The sequence below is a fragment of the Algibacter aquimarinus genome (assembly GCF_039543265.1).
GTDB classification, from domain to species: Bacteria; Bacteroidota; Bacteroidia; order Flavobacteriales; family Flavobacteriaceae; genus Algibacter_B; species Algibacter_B aquimarinus.
In genome coordinates this window covers 118,629-136,548 of sequence record NZ_BAABJK010000011.1, presented here as the reverse complement: position 1 = coordinate 136,548, position 17,920 = coordinate 118,629, and the positions used below count along the sequence as shown (strand labels likewise).

18 protein-coding genes and 1 tRNA gene are annotated in these 17,920 nt (G+C 31.2%); 12 read left to right on the top strand and 7 right to left on the bottom strand.

The window, feature by feature from the left end:
* Together ABD939_RS15245 and ABD939_RS15240 are read right to left on the bottom strand one after the other, a co-directional pair.
* Nucleotides 1-531, bottom strand: coding sequence for a KdsC family phosphatase (locus ABD939_RS15245; RefSeq protein WP_345170360.1), 531 nt, complete (start codon nucleotides 529-531; stop codon nucleotides 1-3).
* Entirely contained in the window at nucleotides 512-1,282 is a 771-nt protein-coding gene (locus ABD939_RS15240) for a Rossmann-like and DUF2520 domain-containing protein (protein WP_345170358.1), read from the bottom strand. Before ABD939_RS15240 ends, ABD939_RS15245 begins: the two co-directional genes overlap by 20 nt.
* A gap of 60 nt (nucleotides 1,283-1,342) precedes the next feature.
* On the opposite strand from ABD939_RS15240, the gene ABD939_RS15235 reads away from it, so the two are divergent.
* From ABD939_RS15235 to ABD939_RS15220, 4 genes are all read left to right on the top strand, one after another.
* Nucleotides 1,343-1,732, top strand: a complete 390-nt coding sequence (locus ABD939_RS15235) for a group III truncated hemoglobin (protein ID WP_345170355.1) — start codon at nucleotides 1,343-1,345, stop codon at nucleotides 1,730-1,732.
* A 132-nt stretch (nucleotides 1,733-1,864) separates the two neighbouring features.
* Nucleotides 1,865-5,041: a cytochrome c biogenesis protein CcsA gene (locus tag ABD939_RS15230; RefSeq protein WP_345170352.1), complete on the top strand. Its 3,177-nt coding sequence runs from the start codon at nucleotides 1,865-1,867 to the stop codon at nucleotides 5,039-5,041.
* Between the two features lie 48 nt (nucleotides 5,042-5,089).
* The gene (gene mscL / locus ABD939_RS15225) at nucleotides 5,090-5,533 is read left to right on the top strand and encodes a large conductance mechanosensitive channel protein MscL (protein ID WP_345170350.1); all 444 of its coding nucleotides are present in this window, start codon (nucleotides 5,090-5,092) and stop codon (nucleotides 5,531-5,533) included.
* 2 nt (nucleotides 5,534-5,535) lie between these two features.
* The gene (locus tag ABD939_RS15220) at nucleotides 5,536-5,679 is read left to right on the top strand and encodes a hypothetical protein (RefSeq protein WP_345170348.1); all 144 of its coding nucleotides are present in this window, start codon (nucleotides 5,536-5,538) and stop codon (nucleotides 5,677-5,679) included.
* A gap of 2 nt (nucleotides 5,680-5,681) precedes the next feature.
* On the opposite strand, the gene ABD939_RS15215 is transcribed toward ABD939_RS15220, so the two are convergent.
* Nucleotides 5,682-6,338, bottom strand: coding sequence for an HAD family hydrolase (locus ABD939_RS15215; protein WP_345170346.1), 657 nt, complete (start codon nucleotides 6,336-6,338; stop codon nucleotides 5,682-5,684).
* Between the two features lie 182 nt (nucleotides 6,339-6,520).
* Between ABD939_RS15215 and ABD939_RS15210 the strand changes: the two genes are divergently transcribed.
* On the top strand, nucleotides 6,521-7,927 hold the full coding sequence (locus ABD939_RS15210) for an MATE family efflux transporter (protein ID WP_345170344.1): 1,407 nt from the start codon (nucleotides 6,521-6,523) through the stop codon (nucleotides 7,925-7,927).
* Nucleotides 7,928-7,941: 14 nt separating this feature from the next.
* Nucleotides 7,942-8,820, top strand: a complete 879-nt coding sequence (rlmF, locus tag ABD939_RS15205; RefSeq protein WP_345170342.1) for a 23S rRNA (adenine(1618)-N(6))-methyltransferase RlmF — start codon at nucleotides 7,942-7,944, stop codon at nucleotides 8,818-8,820.
* Nucleotides 8,821-8,889: 69 nt separating this feature from the next.
* On the opposite strand, the gene ABD939_RS15200 is transcribed toward rlmF, so the two are convergent.
* Complete coding sequence (locus ABD939_RS15200; protein WP_345170340.1) at nucleotides 8,890-10,719, bottom strand: SLC13 family permease; 1,830 nt, start codon at nucleotides 10,717-10,719, stop codon at nucleotides 8,890-8,892.
* Nucleotides 10,720-11,011: 292 nt separating this feature from the next.
* Here ABD939_RS15200 and bshB1 point away from each other — a divergent pair, with 292 nt between their 5' ends.
* Both bshB1 and ABD939_RS15190 read left to right on the top strand, forming a co-directional pair.
* Nucleotides 11,012-11,728: a bacillithiol biosynthesis deacetylase BshB1 gene (gene bshB1, locus ABD939_RS15195; protein WP_345170338.1), complete on the top strand. Its 717-nt coding sequence runs from the start codon at nucleotides 11,012-11,014 to the stop codon at nucleotides 11,726-11,728.
* A gap of 110 nt (nucleotides 11,729-11,838) precedes the next feature.
* A tRNA-His gene (locus ABD939_RS15190) sits at nucleotides 11,839-11,914 on the top strand.
* Nucleotides 11,915-11,962: 48 nt separating this feature from the next.
* On the opposite strand, the gene ABD939_RS15185 is transcribed toward ABD939_RS15190, so the two are convergent.
* Nucleotides 11,963-12,970 carry a M28 family metallopeptidase gene (locus tag ABD939_RS15185; protein ID WP_345170336.1) on the bottom strand — a complete coding sequence of 336 codons (1,008 nt, stop codon included), beginning with the start codon at nucleotides 12,968-12,970 and terminating at the stop codon, nucleotides 11,963-11,965.
* Between the two features lie 63 nt (nucleotides 12,971-13,033).
* Entirely contained in the window at nucleotides 13,034-14,086 is a 1,053-nt protein-coding gene (locus ABD939_RS15180; protein WP_345170334.1) for a M28 family peptidase, read from the bottom strand.
* 186 nt (nucleotides 14,087-14,272) lie between these two features.
* Here ABD939_RS15180 and ABD939_RS15175 point away from each other — a divergent pair, with 186 nt between their 5' ends.
* The 4 genes from ABD939_RS15175 to ABD939_RS15160 all read left to right on the top strand — a co-directional run bounded on the left by ABD939_RS15175 (nucleotide 14,273) and on the right by ABD939_RS15160 (nucleotide 16,445).
* Nucleotides 14,273-15,118, top strand: a complete 846-nt coding sequence (locus tag ABD939_RS15175; RefSeq protein ID WP_345170332.1) for a universal stress protein — start codon at nucleotides 14,273-14,275, stop codon at nucleotides 15,116-15,118.
* A 32-nt stretch (nucleotides 15,119-15,150) separates the two neighbouring features.
* Entirely contained in the window at nucleotides 15,151-15,630 is a 480-nt protein-coding gene (locus ABD939_RS15170; RefSeq protein ID WP_345170330.1) for a hypothetical protein, read from the top strand.
* 242 nt (nucleotides 15,631-15,872) lie between these two features.
* Nucleotides 15,873-16,211 (top strand): DUF4870 domain-containing protein, encoded by a 339-nt coding sequence (locus ABD939_RS15165; protein ID WP_345170328.1) that lies wholly within the window; start codon nucleotides 15,873-15,875, stop codon nucleotides 16,209-16,211.
* Nucleotides 16,212-16,217: 6 nt separating this feature from the next.
* Nucleotides 16,218-16,445, top strand: coding sequence for a hypothetical protein (locus ABD939_RS15160; protein ID WP_345170326.1), 228 nt, complete (start codon nucleotides 16,218-16,220; stop codon nucleotides 16,443-16,445).
* Between the two features lie 235 nt (nucleotides 16,446-16,680).
* Here the strand turns inward: ABD939_RS15160 and pepT are convergent, their stop codons facing one another.
* Nucleotides 16,681-17,919 (bottom strand): peptidase T, encoded by a 1,239-nt coding sequence (pepT, locus tag ABD939_RS15155; protein ID WP_345170324.1) that lies wholly within the window; start codon nucleotides 17,917-17,919, stop codon nucleotides 16,681-16,683.
* Nucleotide 17,920 lies beyond the last annotated feature (1 nt).

Here is a 17,920-nt window from a genome sequence, read left to right as displayed (position 1 = left end):
TTAATCATACTTCGCGTCAAAATTACCACTCCATTTTCCTTTAACTTTTAGCACTTGCTCAATAACATCTCGCACAGCGCCTTTACCACCATTTTTATGAGATATATATTTAGAGATGTTTTTAATTTCAGGAACAGCATCTTGAGGGCAACAAGGTAAACCTACAAGTTTCATTATAGGATAATCTGGAATATCATCACCCATATATAACACGTTCTTAGCTTCAATTTTATTTTCGTTTAAATATTCATCTAGCTGTTCAATTTTATTATGTGCACCTAAATAAATATGTTTTATTCCCAAACCTTGTAATCTTGTACGAACACCCTCATTACTACCTCCAGAAATAATACACATATTAAACCCTTTATCTACAGCTGTTTTTAAAGCGTAACCATCTTTTATGTTCATTTTACGTAACATATCTCCGTTGCTTAAAATGGTAACGCTTCCATCGGTTAAAACGCCATCCACATCAAAAATGAATGTAGTAATATGTTCTAAGTATTCTTTATAACTTTTTTCTTCCATGGGTTTGTTGTATTGAAGCTGTTAAGAGTTCGTAAATAGCTTTATGTTGGGTATTATTATCTAAAAGTTTTAAGTGCTTTTTTAAGGTTTTTTTATCATTACGTTTAGCAGGACCTGTTTGCGCCATGTATGGAGAGATATCTTGAATCTTTTTTGCCGTCTCTAGAATTAGTGGTTTTAAAACATCAAACTCTGCACCTTCACTTTCTGTAATTTCATGTCCAATTCTGTAGAGTTGATTCGTGAAATTATTAACAAAAACAGCCGCTAAATGCAATACTCTGCGTTGGTCGCTGTTTACTTTTTTGGTCGGGCTTCCCGTGCTTAACGCTACTTCCTTTAAAAGCGGATAAGATTTTTTATCAATAGTTTCTATGCAAATAGGTACATTTTTAAAATCTAAATTAGCTTCTTTACTAAAGGTTTGTAAAGGGTATAAAACACCACGTTTGTGTTTCATATCTATATCGTAAACACTAACGCTTCCAGAGGTATGTACAACTAGCTTATTTTCAAAAGGCAGTTGTGATGATAAATTAGAAATAGCATCGTCACTTATCGCTAATATATAAATATCGGCATCTTTAAGTTTTGATAAATCATCGGTTATGTCTACTTCATTTTTATAGGAAGAAATAGAACTTAAGCTCCTGTTAAACCACTGAATAACAGAAACGTTATCTGCTTTTCTGAAACCTTTAAATAAATGGGTTGCGACATTGCCAGCACCTAGAATTACTACTGAAATCATACTGCTAAAATAAGTAAGTATAATGTTAAATAAAAGGGATATGCCCTATCTTTGTTTACTATGGTAAAAAAGGATATTAAATCTAGAGAAGATGTGTTTTTATTAGTGACATCATTTTATAAGAAAGTTAAAAAACACCAAGTTTTAGCACCTTTTTTTAATGATGCTATAAAAGATTGGGATGCGCATTTAGAGCGATTAACGACATTTTGGGAATCGAGCTTATTTTTAAAAACAAAATATTTAGGTAATCCATTAGATGTTCATGTAAAAGTCGATAAAGAAAATAATAATAGTATTACCGAGTTACATTTTGGTTTATGGTTAAATCTTTGGTTTCAAACAATTGATGAACTTTTTGAAGGCCATTATGCAGAAAACGCAAAACGTCGGGCCAGAAAAATGGGAACGTTTTTGCATTTAAAAATTTTTGAAGCCAGAAAGCGCTAGTTTTACGAATTACACATCGCATTTAAATAAGCTTAAAATCAGATTAATAATCTGCAATTTTTTAAACTTTTTTAACATTCATAAATAAACTTTAATCCTTAAATTTGCAAAACCTTTTAAAGGGCTATGATTATGCAAGAAAAACTCGCCAAAATTCTCTTTTCCACAAGACTTACAGCTATTTTATTTATTGCCTTTGCAGCAGCAATGGCTACAGGTACTTTTTTAGATGCAGGACAAGATACTTCGCCAACACCGTATACCAGAAATTTAATTTATAATGCTTGGTGGTTTGAAGCCATTATGGTGTTTTTTATCATAAATTTTATTGGAAATGTTTTTAGGTTTAGGCTTTACAAAAAAGAAAAATGGGCAACTTTTATTCTTCATTTATCCTTTATTTTCATTCTTTTAGGAGCATTTATTACTCGCTATGTAGGCTTTGAAGGCATGATGGCTATTAGAGAAGGTGAATCTGAAAATTCATTTCTATCTCAAAAAACATATATAACTACTTATATTGATGGTGATTTTGTAGTAAATGGTGTTACCCAAAGACGAGTTTTAGAAAATGAAGTTGATTTTTCATATAGATTAGAGAACAATTTTAAAGTAAATACAGAATATGATAAACAACCTATTTCTATTGAGTTAGAAAAGTTTATAAAGGGAGCTGAGGAAGATATTATACCAGACGAAAATGGCGAGGAATATCTTAAAATGGTAGAAGGAGGCCACAATCATTTCCTAAAAGTAGGCGAAGTGCAAAGTGTACACAATATTCTATTTTCCTTGAATAAACCAACACCCGGAGCTATAAACATAACTTATAAAAATAATGAGTTAACTATAAATTCGCCTTATGATGGAGATTATATGACAATGGCTACTCAGGCCAGAGGAACTCTAGTTAAAGATAGTATTCAGCCATTAATATTGCGTTCACTCTACAATATTGCAGAAAACATACAAGTTGTTTTTCCTAAACCAGTAGTAAAAGGTGTTTTTGATATTGTACAAAAGCCCAAAATTCTTAAAAATGATGAGGATGGTGTTGTACTTAAAGTAACAGCAAATGGTGATACAAAAAAAGTTGGCTTATTAGGAGGAAAAGGTACTAATAGCGCGTTCAAACAAGTTGAAGTTGGCGGTTTAGATTTTGCTCTAAAGTATGGTTCTAAAACGTTAGAATTACCATTTTCAATTAAGTTAAATGACTTTGAAGCAGAGCGTTATCCTGGAACAGATAAAGGTTATTCTGCCTATTCAAGTGAAGTTACTGTTTTAGATAAGCAAGAAGGTGATTATGATTATAAAATTTTTATGAATAATATCCTTGACCATCGTGGTTATCGTTTTTTTCAATCAAGTTTCGATCCTGATGAGAAAGGTACTATACTATCTGTAAATCATGATTTTTTAGGTACCTTAATTACTTATATAGGTTATTTCATGCTGTACTTTGGTTTAATGGCTATTTTGTTTAGTAAGTTTTCACGTTTTGGCGATCTAAAAAAGCAACTAGAAAAAGTAAAAGCAAAAAAATCGAAATTGCTTACTATTTTAGTTTTATGTATTGGTTTAAATGGATTTTCGCAACAACATTCTGCAAATGATGGTCATGATCATTCTAAACCTTCAAAAGCACAAATAGATTCTGTTTTAAAAGCTAATATAACTCCTAAAGAACATGCTGATGAATTCGGGCATTTAGTTATACAAGACCTTAGCGGTCGTATGATGCCTGTAAATACATATGCGTCTGAAATGCTTCGTAAGTTAAGTAAGTATGATACTTATGAAGATTTTGATGCTAATCAAGTATTTTTATCCATTCATGAAAGTCCGCAACTTTGGTATAATGTGCCAATAATTTACTTAAAACTAAAAAAAGCAGACTCAGTACGCACTATAATTGGAGTTGATAAAGATGAAAAGTATGCAACTTTAGCAGATTTTTTCACAGAAAGAGGTGAGTATAAATTAGGGCCTTATTTAGATGATGCATACAAAGCACAAGTGCCTAATGGTCATCAAAAAGAGTTTAAAGAAGCAGACCAACGTGTAAATTTATTGTTTAATACCGTAGAGGGGATGTCTTTAAAAATATTCCCATTACCCGATGATGACAACAATAAATGGGTTTCTACTTTTGAATTTATTAGAGATAAAACTCAAATTAAAGATTCCCTGTATACAAATTTTATAAAGAACGGTTTTGGAGTATATTTATACACGCTAAATCAAGCAAAACAAACCGGAGATTTTACCCAAGCAAACAAGCTATTAGGTGCTTTTAAGAAAACGCAGCATAAATACGGAAGTGAAGTTATGTTGAGTGATGATAAAGTAAACACTGAGATATTATACAACAAATACGATATTTTTAAAAAATTATTTAGTTGGTATATGTATGCTGGTACTTTATTGTTTGTGTTGTTAATAGTTCAAATATTTAATGATAAAAATAAAGCGATTAACATCTCAGTTAATGTATTTAAGTTTGCCATACTAGGTCTTTTTGTATTACACACCGCTGGCTTAATAGTGCGTTGGTATATATCAGGACATGCGCCATGGAGTGATGCTTATGAATCTATGATTTACGTTGCTTGGGCAACCATGTTTTTTGGTCTTGCTTTTGGTCGAAAAAGTGATTTAACAATAGCTTCGACTGCATTTGTCACCGCCATGATTTTAATGATAGCCCATTGGAATTGGATGGATCCTGCAATTGCAAACTTGCAACCCGTTTTAAATAGTTACTGGCTCATGATTCACGTAGCTGTTATTGTGGCTAGTTACGGGCCATTTACTCTAGGAATGATTTTAGGAGTAGTTTCTCTCTTGCTTATGGTGTTTACCACAAAGAAGAATAAAGCTAAAATGGATTTAAATATAAAAGAGCTTACCATTATTAACGAAATGGCTTTAACAGTTGGTTTAGTTATGTTAACCATAGGAAACTTTTTAGGAGGCATGTGGGCTAACGAAAGTTGGGGTAGATACTGGGGATGGGATCCTAAGGAAACTTGGGCGCTTATTAGTATCATGATTTATGCTTTTGTTATTCACATGCGATTAGTTCCAGGGCTTCGAGGGCGTTGGCTTTTTAATCTCTTGTCAATAGTTGCTTTTTCAAGTATTATGATGACTTATTTTGGAGTTAATTTTTACCTAGCTGGTTTACATAGTTATGCCAGCGGAGATCAAATTGTAAGCCTTAAATTTATAGGTATTGCTTGTGCTATTGTAGCTGTTTTAGGTTTCTTTGGGTATCGTGGTTATGCCAAGTTCTACAAGAAATAGCCAAAAAATCACTTTTTTTATTAACTTGATAAATTAAATATCTTTATTATGAAACTATTTAATGAATTCAAAGAATTTGCGGTAAAAGGAAATATGATGGATATGGCCATCGGTATTATAATTGGTGCATCATTTAATAAGGTCATTGATGTCATTGTAAAAAAAATCATGTTACCACCGTTATCATTAATAACAGATGGTGTGAATTTCCAAAATAAAAGAATCATTTTAAAAGATGTTGTTAAAGATGCTTCAGGAACTATATTAACAGATGAAGTCGCTATAGGCTATGGCGCTTTAGGGGAAGCTTTGTTAGATTTTTTAATAATTGGTTTTACCGTTTTTATTGTTGTTAAGTTTATGAATAGATTGAAGAATAAAGCTCAAGACACAGAGAACAAAACGGTAGCTACACCAAAGGATATTGAGTTGTTAGCAAAACTTACAGACCTCATGGAAGAGCAGAATGCGTTGCTGAAAACAAAACAATAGTTGTGGCGAAAAAAGGACGAGAAAAAAACACAAAAAATAAGGCGAAGCACTCTAAGCTAATGTCTAGAAAAACGAATAAAAAGAAAGCTGAAGAAGCTTTAAGAAAAGAACGGTTAAAGGCAATTATAAAACAAGCCAATACATAGTTTTAAATAAGTGTTTTTATTTTATTAAAACGAATTTCTTCAAAATCTGTTATAACTAAATTAGCTTTAGAATAATCTTGATTTTTTGAGTACAAACTATTATAACCTATGCAAAAAATACCTGCGGCATAAGCTGCTTTTACACCGTTAGTAGAATCTTCAATTACTATACATTCAGAACGTTTAAAACCTGAAGCTTCTGCTGCTTTAATAAAAATTTCAGGGTGTGGTTTTGATGCTTTTAAATCTGCACCACTTAATTTTGCTTTGAAATATTGATTTAAATTAAAACGTTTAAAAATACGCTTTATCCCGGGCATAGAAGCAGATGAGCCTAAAACTAAAGTCAAACCATTTGCATGATAATCTTTAATTAAATCTAAAACACCATCAATTAAATCGAAATCTTTATCGTTATCAAACACGTATTCATAATGTTTACGTTTTAATGAAACCAGATATTGGGGTGTTTCTTTAAGCTGAAAAAGATCACACAGTTTTTTGCAAATATTTATAGTTGACTGACCAGTGAAAGATTCATAAAGCGTATCAGAAACCTCAATATTAACGTCTTTAAACATTTCATTGTAGGCATATCTGTGTAATGGTTCGCTATCAATAATAACTCCATCCATGTCAAAAATAACGGCTTTTATCATCTGCAATTTTTTTGCGAAGTTAAAATAATCAATGTCATTTGCCTAAAATGTTAAATTTATTTATCATATTTGTGACCTATGATTGTTTAATTTGACTTCAGGTAAGCGTCGAGATTCTATCGAGCAAAACAAAATCTAAATGTTTTAGCATTTAGTCATGTTTTATATTAAATTATTTCAAAATGCAATCAAGTAAAATTTCATTAAAACAATTCTTTCAATATTTTAAAATTGCTGTTACAGGCAAAGAGCAAGAGTTTACTACTGGTAGTATTCGTCGTGCCGTTTTCATGTTATCAATCCCAATGATTTTGGAGATGCTTATGGAGTCTATTTTTGCACTCGTAGACATTATGTATGTGTCTCAAGTAAGTGTAAATGCAGTAGCAACTATTGGTTTAACAGAGTCTGTAATAACTCTAGTATATGCAGTTGCCATTGGTTTAAGTATGGCTGCAACTGCTGTTGTTGCTCGTCGTGTAGGAGAGAAAGATTTAAAAGGGGCTTCAAATGCAGCGGTTCAAGTCATATTTCTTGGTGTTTTTGTTGCTGCTATAATTAGTGTTATTGGTATTACATACCCTAAAGAAATTTTGAGTTTAATGGGTGCTGAACCCGATTTAATAGCAGAAGGGTATGGTTATACAAAAGTGCTTTTAGGAGGTAATATTACAATTATGTTACTGTTTTTAATCAATGCAATTTTTAGAGGTGCAGGTGATGCATCTGTTGCTATGTGGACTTTGGTACTATCAAACGGATTAAACATAATTCTTGACCCGATATTCATTTTTGGTTTCGGTCCTGTTCCAGCCTTTGGTGTTGAAGGCGCAGCAATCGCAACTACCATAGGTAGAGGTACAGCAGTACTATTTCAATTAGCTATTTTGTTTTACGGTTACAGTAAAATTAAAGTAGGATTAAAAGATTTAGTATTAAGAGTAGGCGTAATGTTTAATTTAATTAAAGTATCATTAGGCGGTATTGGTCAGTTTTTAATCGGCACTTCTAGCTGGGTGTTTTTAATGCGAATTATGAGTGAGTTTGGCAGCGAAGTACTTGCTGGTTATACCATTGCTATTCGTGTAATGATGTTTACACTAATGCCAGCATGGGGTATGAGCAACGCTGCTGCAACTTTAGTGGGACAAAATTTAGGAGCAAAAAAACCTGATCGCGCAGAATTATCTGTTTGGAAAACAGGAAAATATAGCGCACTATTTATGGGTTTAGTTTCTATAGTTTATTTAGTATTCGCACCTCAAATTATCGTGTTATTTAACACAACGCCAGATGTTGTTAAGTATGGGAGTTTATGTTTACGTGTTATTGCAGCAGGTTATGTTTTTTATGGTTATGGGATGGTAGTTATAAATGCATTTAATGGAGCTGGAGATACTAAAACACCAACCTATATTAACTTTGTTTGTTTTTGGTTACTTCAATTACCATTTGCTTACTTTATGGCAATTACACTAGATTTTGGACCAGCTGGTGTGTTTTGGGCTATTACTTTAGCGGAAATCTTAATAGCCATTATTGCTATCATTTGGTTTAAAAAAGGAAATTGGAAACGGGTTGAGGTATAGTAGATTTATATACAATGAAAAATAGTCAAAATTTCCATCCAAAAAACAAACATAAATCAGGATACGATTTAAATGCTTTATGTGAAGAATCTCCAAGTTTATTGCCTTTTGTTTTTGAAAATAAATTTCAAAAGAAAACTATTGATTTTGCTAACCCAAAAGCTATTAAAGCATTAAATAGCGCATTACTTAAAAAGCATTATAATATAGACTTTTGGGAGTTTCCAGATATTAATTTATGTCCTCCAATTCCTGGGCGAGTAGATTATATTCATCATGTTTCAGATTTATTAAAATTATCAAATATTGAAGAACATATTAGGGTGTTAGATATTGGAACTGGTGCTAGTTGTATTTATCCTCTATTAGGAAACGCAGAATATAACTGGAAATTTGTAGCTACTGATATTGATGAAAAATCATTACAATATGCTCAAAAAATTATAGATAAGAATAAATTAAGTGATTTTATTTCTTTGCGATTTCAAAAAGATAGTTCTCGAATTTTTAAAGGCATTTTAGAGAAAGATAATAAATTTTCAGTAACCATATGTAATCCGCCATTTTATAAATCTAAAAGCGAAGCTATGGAGGCAACAACTCGAAAATTGAAAGGACTTAAAACAGAAGACAAAAAGGTTGTTAGAAATTTTGCTGGAACACATCATGAATTATGGTATAAAGGTAGTGAAAAGGCTTTCATTCATAATTATCTTTATGAAAGTTCTTTATATAAAGAAAATAGTACTTGGTTTACAACATTAGTTTCAAGAAAAGATTTAGTGAAAGGTATTTACACCTCACTAGAAAAACTAGAAGCAACTGATATTAAAACGATTCCTATGGGACAGGGTAATAAAATATCACGAATTGTAGCCTGGACTTTCAAATAAAAAGCGTTGAAAATCAGAAATTAACAACGCTTATTTATTAAAAGTATTTCATCTTACTTATTAGGCCTTTTAAAAGGGCCATATAAGAGGCACTAAAATTAATGTGATAATAAAAAATATGAGCAAGAGTGGTGCACCTACTTTTAGATAATTCATAAATTTATATCCACCGGCCGTCATCACCATAGCGTTGGTTGTTGTGCCAATAGGTGTTAAAAATGCTGTTGATGCACTTATGGCAACTACAATCATGAAAGGCTCTGGTGATAAATTTAAAGAGTTTGCTGCTAAAATCGCTATTGGTGCCATTAGTACTGCTGTCGCAGAATTATTTATAACTTGGCTAAAAGTAGTGGTTAATAGAAATACACCACCTAATAACATTATAGGGTGAATAGCTCCTAAATAATCAACCAAGCCATTTGCAATAATTTGGGCAGTTCCAGTTTTTTGTAGTGCAATACCCATAGGTATCATAGCGGCAATCATTACTACACTTGTCCAACTAATACCTTTGTAGGCTTTTGTAATTGGCACGCAGCCTGTTAATAAAACGATTCCTGCAGATATTAGTGCAGCTATAGAACCCGGAACTATTTTAAATACCATAAAAACAATCATTAATAATAATGCTCCTAAAGCAATGTATGATTTTCCATTTAAGTTATCTACATTTTTAGCCATTCCTTCTGGACTACCAATAATTACTAAGTTTTCGTGTTGTTTTTTAAGGTCGTCTATATCTTCCCAAGTACCTCGAATTAAAAAAGCATCACCTGCCTTTACAACTATTTCTTTTTGAAGAATTGGTTTTTTATTTCTTGATGCCGCTAAAAGCTGAATTCCAAAACGTTTGAAGTAATCACCTAGCTTATAACGTCTTCCTACTAGTAGCGAATTTGGATTTACAATGACTTCAGTCATACCAACCTCTTGATTAATAAGGTTGTTCTTAAGTTCATCTGCGATAGGTTCTAGAGGTAGAAGTCCTAATCTGAATGTAATCATCAACTTATTGATAGCTTCAGTATCACCTTTAACGGTAATAATGTCATGGTATAAAAACTCTGTATTAGGATCCGGAAACTCTATAAAAGTAGGTACTTTTTTTAATAAATTAGGGTGTCGTCTTCTGATACGTATAATGGAAATATCATATTTTTTCTCAAACTGCCATTTTTGAATTTTTGTATTTAAAAGTGGTGAAATTGATCGCACACGTAAGCGGTAATAACCATTGTCAACCTTATAGGCCTCTATCCAATTATGTAAGGTAGATTCAATATTAACAGGTTTGTTATTGGTTTTGTTTTTGGGTAGTAATCTGTAACCTATATATCTAAAATAAATTAGTGCAATTATTAATAGAGGTAGCCCTATTAATGCAAATTCAAAGAAAGAGAATCCTTCAAATCCAGCTTCAACAAGCGAGTTACTAGCAATAATGTTTGGAGGCGTTCCTGTTAAGGTTAGTAAACCTCCAGTATTAGAACCAAAAGCAACAGGCATTAGCATTTTAGATGGAAGCGTCCCAATACTCCATGCTGATGATATAGTTAAAGGCATTAAAGTTGCAACGGTACCAGTATTACTTACAAAACCAGATAAAACACCAGCACCAAGAGTGATTATTACTAATAATTTAGGTACACTTTTTCCAGCCCACTCTACAAACTTTTTACCAGCCATGGCTGTCCATCCTGTTTGTGCAATGCCTTCTCCAATAATAAATAGGGCAGCAATCATAATTACAGTTGGGTTACTAAAACCACTCAACGTTTCTGTGGCATCTAAAATACCTGTTAAGAATAAACTAATCATAGAAATAAGAGCTACAATATCTGGTGTAAATTTTCCCCACACGAAGAGACCAATTGTTATAACTAAAATGAGGAGCATTAAATAGATCATATTTTATAATTGTTTATTAATTTTACATTTAATACATCAATGAAGTTCATTTAAGATGTACATTTTGTTTCTTTATTATGGAGTAAAATTACATTTGATATTCACTAATAATTATGACTAAAGTCATGCTTTTTATAGGCACTTCATTTTTGAGTAATTATTAAAATTTAATACTTTAAATTGTAGAGTTGGAATACGAAAACGCAATAGTTACAGTCGATTTTTAACTATTCTTAATATATTTAATAAAATTAAAATTTAAAAATAATAAATTAAACACATGAAAATAGATATACTTGCTTTAGGAGCACATCCAGATGATGTAGAGTTAGGTTGTGGGGCCACAATAGCCAAAGAGATTGCAAATGGAAAAAAAGTAGGTATAATCGATTTAACTCGCGGCGAATTAGGAACGAGAGGTACGGCAGAAACTAGAGATTTAGAATCTAAAAACGCAGCAGAAATATTAGGAGTTAGTTTTCGAGAAAACTTGAAGTTTTCAGATGGCTTTTTTGTTAATGACAAACAGCATCAAATTGAGGTTATTAAAATGATTAGAAAATACCAACCCGAGATTGTACTCTGTAATACAATTGATGATAGGCATATAGATCATGGTAAAGGAAGCCAATTAGTTAGCGATGCTTGTTTTTTAAGTGGTTTGGTTAAAGTTGAAACTAAAATTGAGAATAATGTTCAACTACCATGGAGGCCAAAACAAGTTTATCATTATATGCAATGGAAAAATATAGAGCCTGATTTTGTTGTTGATGTTTCTGGCTTTATGGATAAAAAAATGGAATCAGTTTTAGCATACCAAACTCAATTTTACGATGCTAAAAGTAAAGAACCACAAACACCTATTTCAAGTAAAAATTTCACAGAAAGTGTTAAATATAGAGCACAAGATTTAGGACGATTGGTAGGTGTAGAATATGCAGAAGGTTTTAATGTAGAGCGTTACGTTGCTGTGGATGGATTGTTTGATTTAAAATAGTTTTTAAATTGTAATTTTTATTTGAAATAGAGCGTAAAATATTAAAAAAGTCTTTGTAGTTACCATTGAAATAATTTACATTTGCACACGCATTACAAAATGCGTTACACGGTGGTTGTAGCTCAGTTGGTTAGAGCATTGGTTTGTGGTACCAAGGGTCGCCGGTTCGAATCCGGTCTTCCACCCAAAAAGTAAAGCCTTTCAAATTTTGAAAGGCTTTTTTTGTTTTGCTATTTAATCTAGTTTTATTCTCTCTTCTCTATTTGCTAATTCCCATGCTGTATGGAAAATGAGTCTAGCCCTGGTTTCTAAGAATTCATAATTTATTTTATCAGGCGTATCACTTGGTTGATGATAATCTACGTGCGTGCCATTGAAGTAAAAAATAACTGGAATATTGTTTTTAGCAAAATTATAGTGATCTGAGCGATAGTAAAAACGATTAGGATCGTTTTCATCATTATAGGTATAGTCAAAATCAAGTTTTGTAAACTCTTTATTTATAGCTTCTGATAATTTGTGTAACTCTTTACTTAACTTGTCAGATCCTATTAAATACAAATAGTTTGGTTTGCTTTCATGTTTTGAATCTATTCTACCAATCATGTCAATATTTAAATTGGCAATTGTGTTTTTTAAAGGAAAAATGGGATCTTCATCTGTGTAGTATCTCGAACCAAAAAGACCAATTTCTTCACCGGTTACATGTAAAAAAAGGATTGATCGTTTTGGCCCATTACCATCTTTGGTAGCATTTTGGAATGCTTCAGCAATTTCTAATATGGCAACCGTACCTGAGCCATCGTCATCAGCACCATTGTTAATATCTCCATTTTTAGATATACCAATATGGTCTAAATGTGCTGAAATAATGAGAACTTCATTAGGCTTTTCTGAACCTTCAATAAAAGCAACTACATTTTCAGAGTCATTAAAACCACTTCTTAAGTATGATGCTGGAACTTCTTGAAAATAATCATTTTTTGAAATAGGAGATGGAATTCCATTAGCAATATATTGATCTTTAATATAATTTACAGCTTTTTTTTGCCCTGGCTCTCCTGTTTTTCTGCCTTCAAATTCATCAGAGGCATAGGTGTAAAGCATATCTTTTAATTCTGCTGCGGTTATTGTTTCTGCATAGTCAGATGCAATTTTACTTTTTACCTTATTTTTATTTTGAGAGGAGCTACACCCTGTAATTAGAATAGCTAAACATAAAAAAGATGTAAGTTTTTTCATTAATTTTTTGTTTTAAAAAATACGATATTACAAAAAGATGTAGAAAAAAGCCATTATTTGAACCTATTTTAACAGTTCGTTGTTTTCATCAACAGCCAATCTACTGTCTTGATTTGCAATTTGCCAGGTGGTAGCAAAAATAAGTTTAGTACGTTTTTCTAATAATTTGTAATTAATTTTATCTGGAGTATCAGATGGAAGGTGGTAATCGCTATGTTCTCCATTAAAATAAAAAATAACAGGTATGCCTTGCATTGCAAAGTTATAATGGTCTGAGCGGGAGTAATATTTGTTTTTTTCACCTTTAACGTTAAATCTATAGTCTAGATTAATATTAAAATGGGTGGTGTTTACTTTCTCAGATATATAATGTAGTTCTTTACTCAATCTATCAGAACCTATGAGATAAATATAGTTTTCATCCTCTTTATGATTGTTATCTACTCTTCCAATCATATCTATATTAAGGTTTGCTATAGTGTTTTCTAAAGGAAAAACAGGATTTTTTACATAATATTCAGATCCTTTTTTCCCAATTTCTTCTGCTGTTAAGTGTAAAAATAAAATACTGCGTTTTGGACCATTACCCTCGTTTTTAGCAATCTGAAAAGCTTGAGCCATCTCCATAAGTGCTACAGTACCAGAGCCATCATCGTCAGCACCATAATTTATATGTCCATCTTTAGTTATACCTAAGTGGTCTAAATGCGAGGATACAACAATAAGCTCGTCAGGTCTTTCGGTACCCTCAATGTATGCGAGTACATTTTCTGAAGGCTTGTCAATTTTAGAAAAGAATTCTTCAGGAATATTTTGAAAGTAGTTATCTCCCCCAAAGGCAGATTCTATATTTTCATTTTGGTAATAATTCTTTAAAAATTCTGCAGCTTTTCTTTGTCCTGGCTCGCCAACTTTTCTGCCTTCAAATTCATCTGAAGCATATTTGTATAAATGTTTACTTAATTCTTTAGAAGTTATTGTTTTAGAGTAACGAACAACTAATGCGCTATCAATTACATGTACACTATCTTTAACATTTTGAATTTTAGCAGTATACTTTTGAGTAGAGCACGTTCCAATTAAAACAAATAGTGAGAGACAGCAGAAAATTTTCATGTATTCTTTAAACTAAATAACTTAGAACAAATATAAAATAAATAGAGAAAATACTTACTTATTTTACACTTTAAAAAGATTTATTAAATATAAATGTTTTTTTTATTTTAACTTACTTACTAACTGATATTTATCATAGTTTTCTTTTTAGTAGCTAACTAAATTTATCTTAAATCTTTTTTAGCCATGAAAACTATTTTACTGCCAACAGATTTTTCTCAAAATTCAATTAATGCTATTAAATATGCGGCAAAATTATTCGAGCATTTAGAATGTGAATTTTATATAATGAATGTGCAAAAAGCATCATCATTCATATCTGATGATATGATGACCGTTTCATCATCAGCAACAATTTATAATACTTTGGTTGATGCTGCACAAAAATCGATTAGCAATATTATTCTACAAATGGAAAAGAAGAATAAGAATGATTTGCATACTTACCATTCAATAGTTGATTATGACAATTTTATAGATTCAATTAACCAAACATGTGAAAATAATAATGTCGATTTAATTGTAATGGGTACAAAAGGTGCCTCAGGTTTATCTAAAGTTTTATTTGGTAGTAATACTGTTCGTGTAATTCAGCGCTGTAAAACACCAGTATTAGCAATCCCCGATAATTGTATTTTTAAAAGTTTAGATACTATAGCTTTTACAAGTAGCTTTTCGACATATTATACTATTGAGAATTTAAAACTTTTAAAAGATTTAGCATTACTACATAAATCTAAATTGGATATTTTACATGTTATTGAAGAAAATAATTTTGAAGTAAATCTAACACAGAATATAGACTTTTTTCAAAAACACTTTACTAAGGTTGAATATGATAGAATTGTTTCAAATGATAAAAATATCTATGATACTATTCATGATTTTTTATTAGAAAATAATATAAAGATGATAACGATGTTAGCAAAAAAACATTCTTTTTTAGAACGTCTTCTTAATAAACATGCTGTAGAAACCTTCGCTTTTAAAATTGATATCCCACTACTGGTTTTAAAGCAGTTTAGTATTTAATTAATGTTGTAAATAATTTAAAATATATATAAATGAGAACAATCATATTAGCTCTAGCAGTTGTTTTATTTTTAGTAAGTTGTAACAATTCAAACAAAGTATCTTATGCTAAAAATGATATTAATATAGATGTTAAAAAGGATCAAGACTCTATACATTCAGGAAAAAAATTAATGGAAACCTACTGTTATGCTTGTCATGATGCTAGAACTTCAGAAGATAAAAGATTGGCTCCACCAATGATTGCTGTAAAAAGGCATTATATCTCAAGAAACACATCAAAAGAAGAATTTATAGTAAATATCCAGAATTGGATAGCTAACCCCAATGAAAAAGACGCAAAAATGTATGGGGCAATTAAACGATTTGGAGTCATGCAAAAAATGCCTTATCCAGATGATGTTATTAAGGAAATTGCCGACTATATTTATGATTATGAAATTGAGCAACCAGAATGGTTTCAAGAGCATCAAAAGCTTATGGGAGAAAGAATGAGACTTAAAAATAACTGATTTATAAGTATTTAAATTCTTTATTCTAAATAAAAAAGATTGGTTTATTTTATTCATAGACTACAATTAAGGTAAATATATCAACCTTTTTGTAAACATTATTTTGATTATTGTTCGCTTAGTAATTACAGTCTTCTTTGTTAGAGCGAATAAGTTTTAAAAACTCTCGAATTTTTATTTAAAGGTGTAACATTTTTTGTGTAGGTGCGTCAAATAAGTATCAATCAAAAAATTACACCATCATGAGACAAGACAATCAATTAATCGTTATTACACATCTAAGTCAGTTAATTATGTTAATTACTGGTTTTGGAAGCTTACTATTGCCATTAGTTTTATGGCTTACGCAAAAAGAAAAAGTATATCAAATGGATGAACACGGAAAAAATATTGTAAACTTTCAATTAAGTTTAATAGTTTACTTTATAATCTGTATTCCATTAATATTATTATTCGGATTGGGTTTATTAGGATTTATAGTTTTAGGAATTGTTTCCATACTATTTCCTATTGTAAATGCTGTTAGAGCTAGCCAAGGCGAGACTCCTAAATATCCTTTATCTATTAATTTTATTAGTTAATTTATTATGAATAAAGAGACGCAATCAGTAAAGTATATAGGTCTAGGAGTTGCTTTAGGAAGCTCTTTTGGAGTGACTTTAGGTACTATTATAGGTTCCATTACAAATGATGTTGGAACTTGGATTGGGTTGGGTATACCTATAGGTGTTTCCGTAGGTATTGTTACAGCAATTATTTACAGTAGCATTATAAAAGATAAGGCCAATATTGAAAAGGAAGAAATAACAAAATAAATATTTTATCTCTTAATTTTATTAGTTAGTTTGGTTAGATGAGATAAATAAAACGTTCACTTTTTTAGTGAGCGTTTTTTTATTTATGGTATTTTGGGTCTTAACCTGAAATAGGGATAGGCTATTCGTTAAAACTTTTTAAAATACTATTTTTTAGAGAGAGCGACTTTACTAATCGTATAAATTATAAACGTATTTTGTCTAATTTTTTTAAAATCTTTATCAATAAAACCACCTATTTTTTTAAAGCCGTTAACTCTGCAATTTTACAAATAACTTCAGTAGCCTTAATCATACTTTCAACAGGCACATACTCATATCTACCATGAAAATTATGTCCGCCAGCAAAAATATTTGGGCAAGGTAATCCCATATAACTCAATTGAGATCCATCAGTTCCTCCTCGAATAGCTTTAATTAAAGGTTTTATATTAAGTTGCTTCATGGCTTCTTCAGCAATATCTACAATATGCATCACAGGTTCAACCTTCTCTTTCATATTGTAATATTGGTCTTTAATTTCTATGGTAATAACTTCTCGTTGATATTGTGAATTTAGCTCGTTTGTTAGCTTTTGCATCATCTCTTTTCGTGCTTCAAAATGCTCTTTGTCATGGTCGCGAATAATATATTGTAGTTTAGTTTCTTCAACATGCCCTTCTATATCATGCAAATGAAAAAAGCCTTGATATCCATCTGTATGTTCTGGGGTTTCTAGCATAGGTAAGGAGTTTATAAACTCTGTAGCTATGTACATAGAGTTTATAAGTTTGTCTTTAGCATAACCCGGATGAACAATTTTTCCTTTTACTTTTACTACTGCACTTGCAGCATTGAAATTTTCGTATTCTAGTTCGCCAATTTGACTTCCATCCATAGTATATGCCCAATCTGCTCCAAATTTTTTAACATCAAATTTGTGAGCACCTCTTCCAATCTCTTCATCTGGTGTAAAACCAACTCGTATTTTTCCATGCTTTATTTCTGGATGTTGAATTAAATATTCCATTGCTGAAACTATTTCACAAATTCCTGCTTTATCATCGGCCCCTAGAAGCGTTGTTCCATCTGTAGTAATTAAAGTTTGTCCAATGTATAGGCGTAAATCTTCAAAATAATTTGGCGAGAGTACAATATTTTCTTCTTTATTTAGCAATATATCTCCACCAAGGTAATTTTCATGAATTTGCGGTTTTACATTAGCTCCTGTAAAATCTGGTGATGTATCAAAATGAGAAATAAAACCTATAGTTGGCACATCAAAATCTATATTACTTGGTAAAGTAGCCATTATGTATGCATTATCATCAATAGTTACATCGCTCATGCCAATAGCTTTTAATTCCTCAGCAAGTTTATTTGCCAAATCCCATTGTTTTTTTGTACTTGGGGTTGTATTTGAAGTTGGGTCTGATTCGGTGTCAATAGTTACGTAACTTATAAAACGTTTGATGATGTATTCCTTAGAGAGCATA

What these genes read in the sequence shown, in the direction of transcription:
- ABD939_RS15160 (WP_345170326.1), top strand. Translation starts at nt 16,218, where the DNA reads ATGAATAAAGAGACGCAATCAGTAAAGTATATAGGTCTAGGAGTTGCT.
- ABD939_RS15180 (WP_345170334.1), bottom strand. Translation starts at nt 14,086, where the DNA reads ATGAAAATTTTCTGCTGTCTCTCACTATTTGTTTTAATTGGAACGTGC.
- mscL (WP_345170350.1), top strand. Translation starts at nt 5,090, where the DNA reads ATGAAACTATTTAATGAATTCAAAGAATTTGCGGTAAAAGGAAATATG.
- ABD939_RS15210 (WP_345170344.1), top strand. Translation starts at nt 6,521, where the DNA reads ATGCAATCAAGTAAAATTTCATTAAAACAATTCTTTCAATATTTTAAA.
- ABD939_RS15170 (WP_345170330.1), top strand. Translation starts at nt 15,151, where the DNA reads ATGAGAACAATCATATTAGCTCTAGCAGTTGTTTTATTTTTAGTAAGT.
- ABD939_RS15200 (WP_345170340.1), bottom strand. Translation starts at nt 10,719, where the DNA reads ATGCTCCTCATTTTAGTTATAACAATTGGTCTCTTCGTGTGGGGAAAA.
- rlmF (WP_345170342.1), top strand. Translation starts at nt 7,942, where the DNA reads ATGAAAAATAGTCAAAATTTCCATCCAAAAAACAAACATAAATCAGGA.
- ABD939_RS15185 (WP_345170336.1), bottom strand. Translation starts at nt 12,970, where the DNA reads ATGAAAAAACTTACATCTTTTTTATGTTTAGCTATTCTAATTACAGGG.
- ABD939_RS15240 (WP_345170358.1), bottom strand. Translation starts at nt 1,282, where the DNA reads ATGATTTCAGTAGTAATTCTAGGTGCTGGCAATGTCGCAACCCATTTA.
- ABD939_RS15175 (WP_345170332.1), top strand. Translation starts at nt 14,273, where the DNA reads ATGAAAACTATTTTACTGCCAACAGATTTTTCTCAAAATTCAATTAAT.
- ABD939_RS15235 (WP_345170355.1), top strand. Translation starts at nt 1,343, where the DNA reads ATGGTAAAAAAGGATATTAAATCTAGAGAAGATGTGTTTTTATTAGTG.
- ABD939_RS15215 (WP_345170346.1), bottom strand. Translation starts at nt 6,338, where the DNA reads ATGATAAAAGCCGTTATTTTTGACATGGATGGAGTTATTATTGATAGC.
- ABD939_RS15245 (WP_345170360.1), bottom strand. Translation starts at nt 531, where the DNA reads ATGGAAGAAAAAAGTTATAAAGAATACTTAGAACATATTACTACATTC.
- ABD939_RS15230 (WP_345170352.1), top strand. Translation starts at nt 1,865, where the DNA reads ATGCAAGAAAAACTCGCCAAAATTCTCTTTTCCACAAGACTTACAGCT.
- pepT (WP_345170324.1), bottom strand. Translation starts at nt 17,919, where the DNA reads ATGCTCTCTAAGGAATACATCATCAAACGTTTTATAAGTTACGTAACT.
- ABD939_RS15165 (WP_345170328.1), top strand. Translation starts at nt 15,873, where the DNA reads ATGAGACAAGACAATCAATTAATCGTTATTACACATCTAAGTCAGTTA.
- bshB1 (WP_345170338.1), top strand. Translation starts at nt 11,012, where the DNA reads ATGAAAATAGATATACTTGCTTTAGGAGCACATCCAGATGATGTAGAG.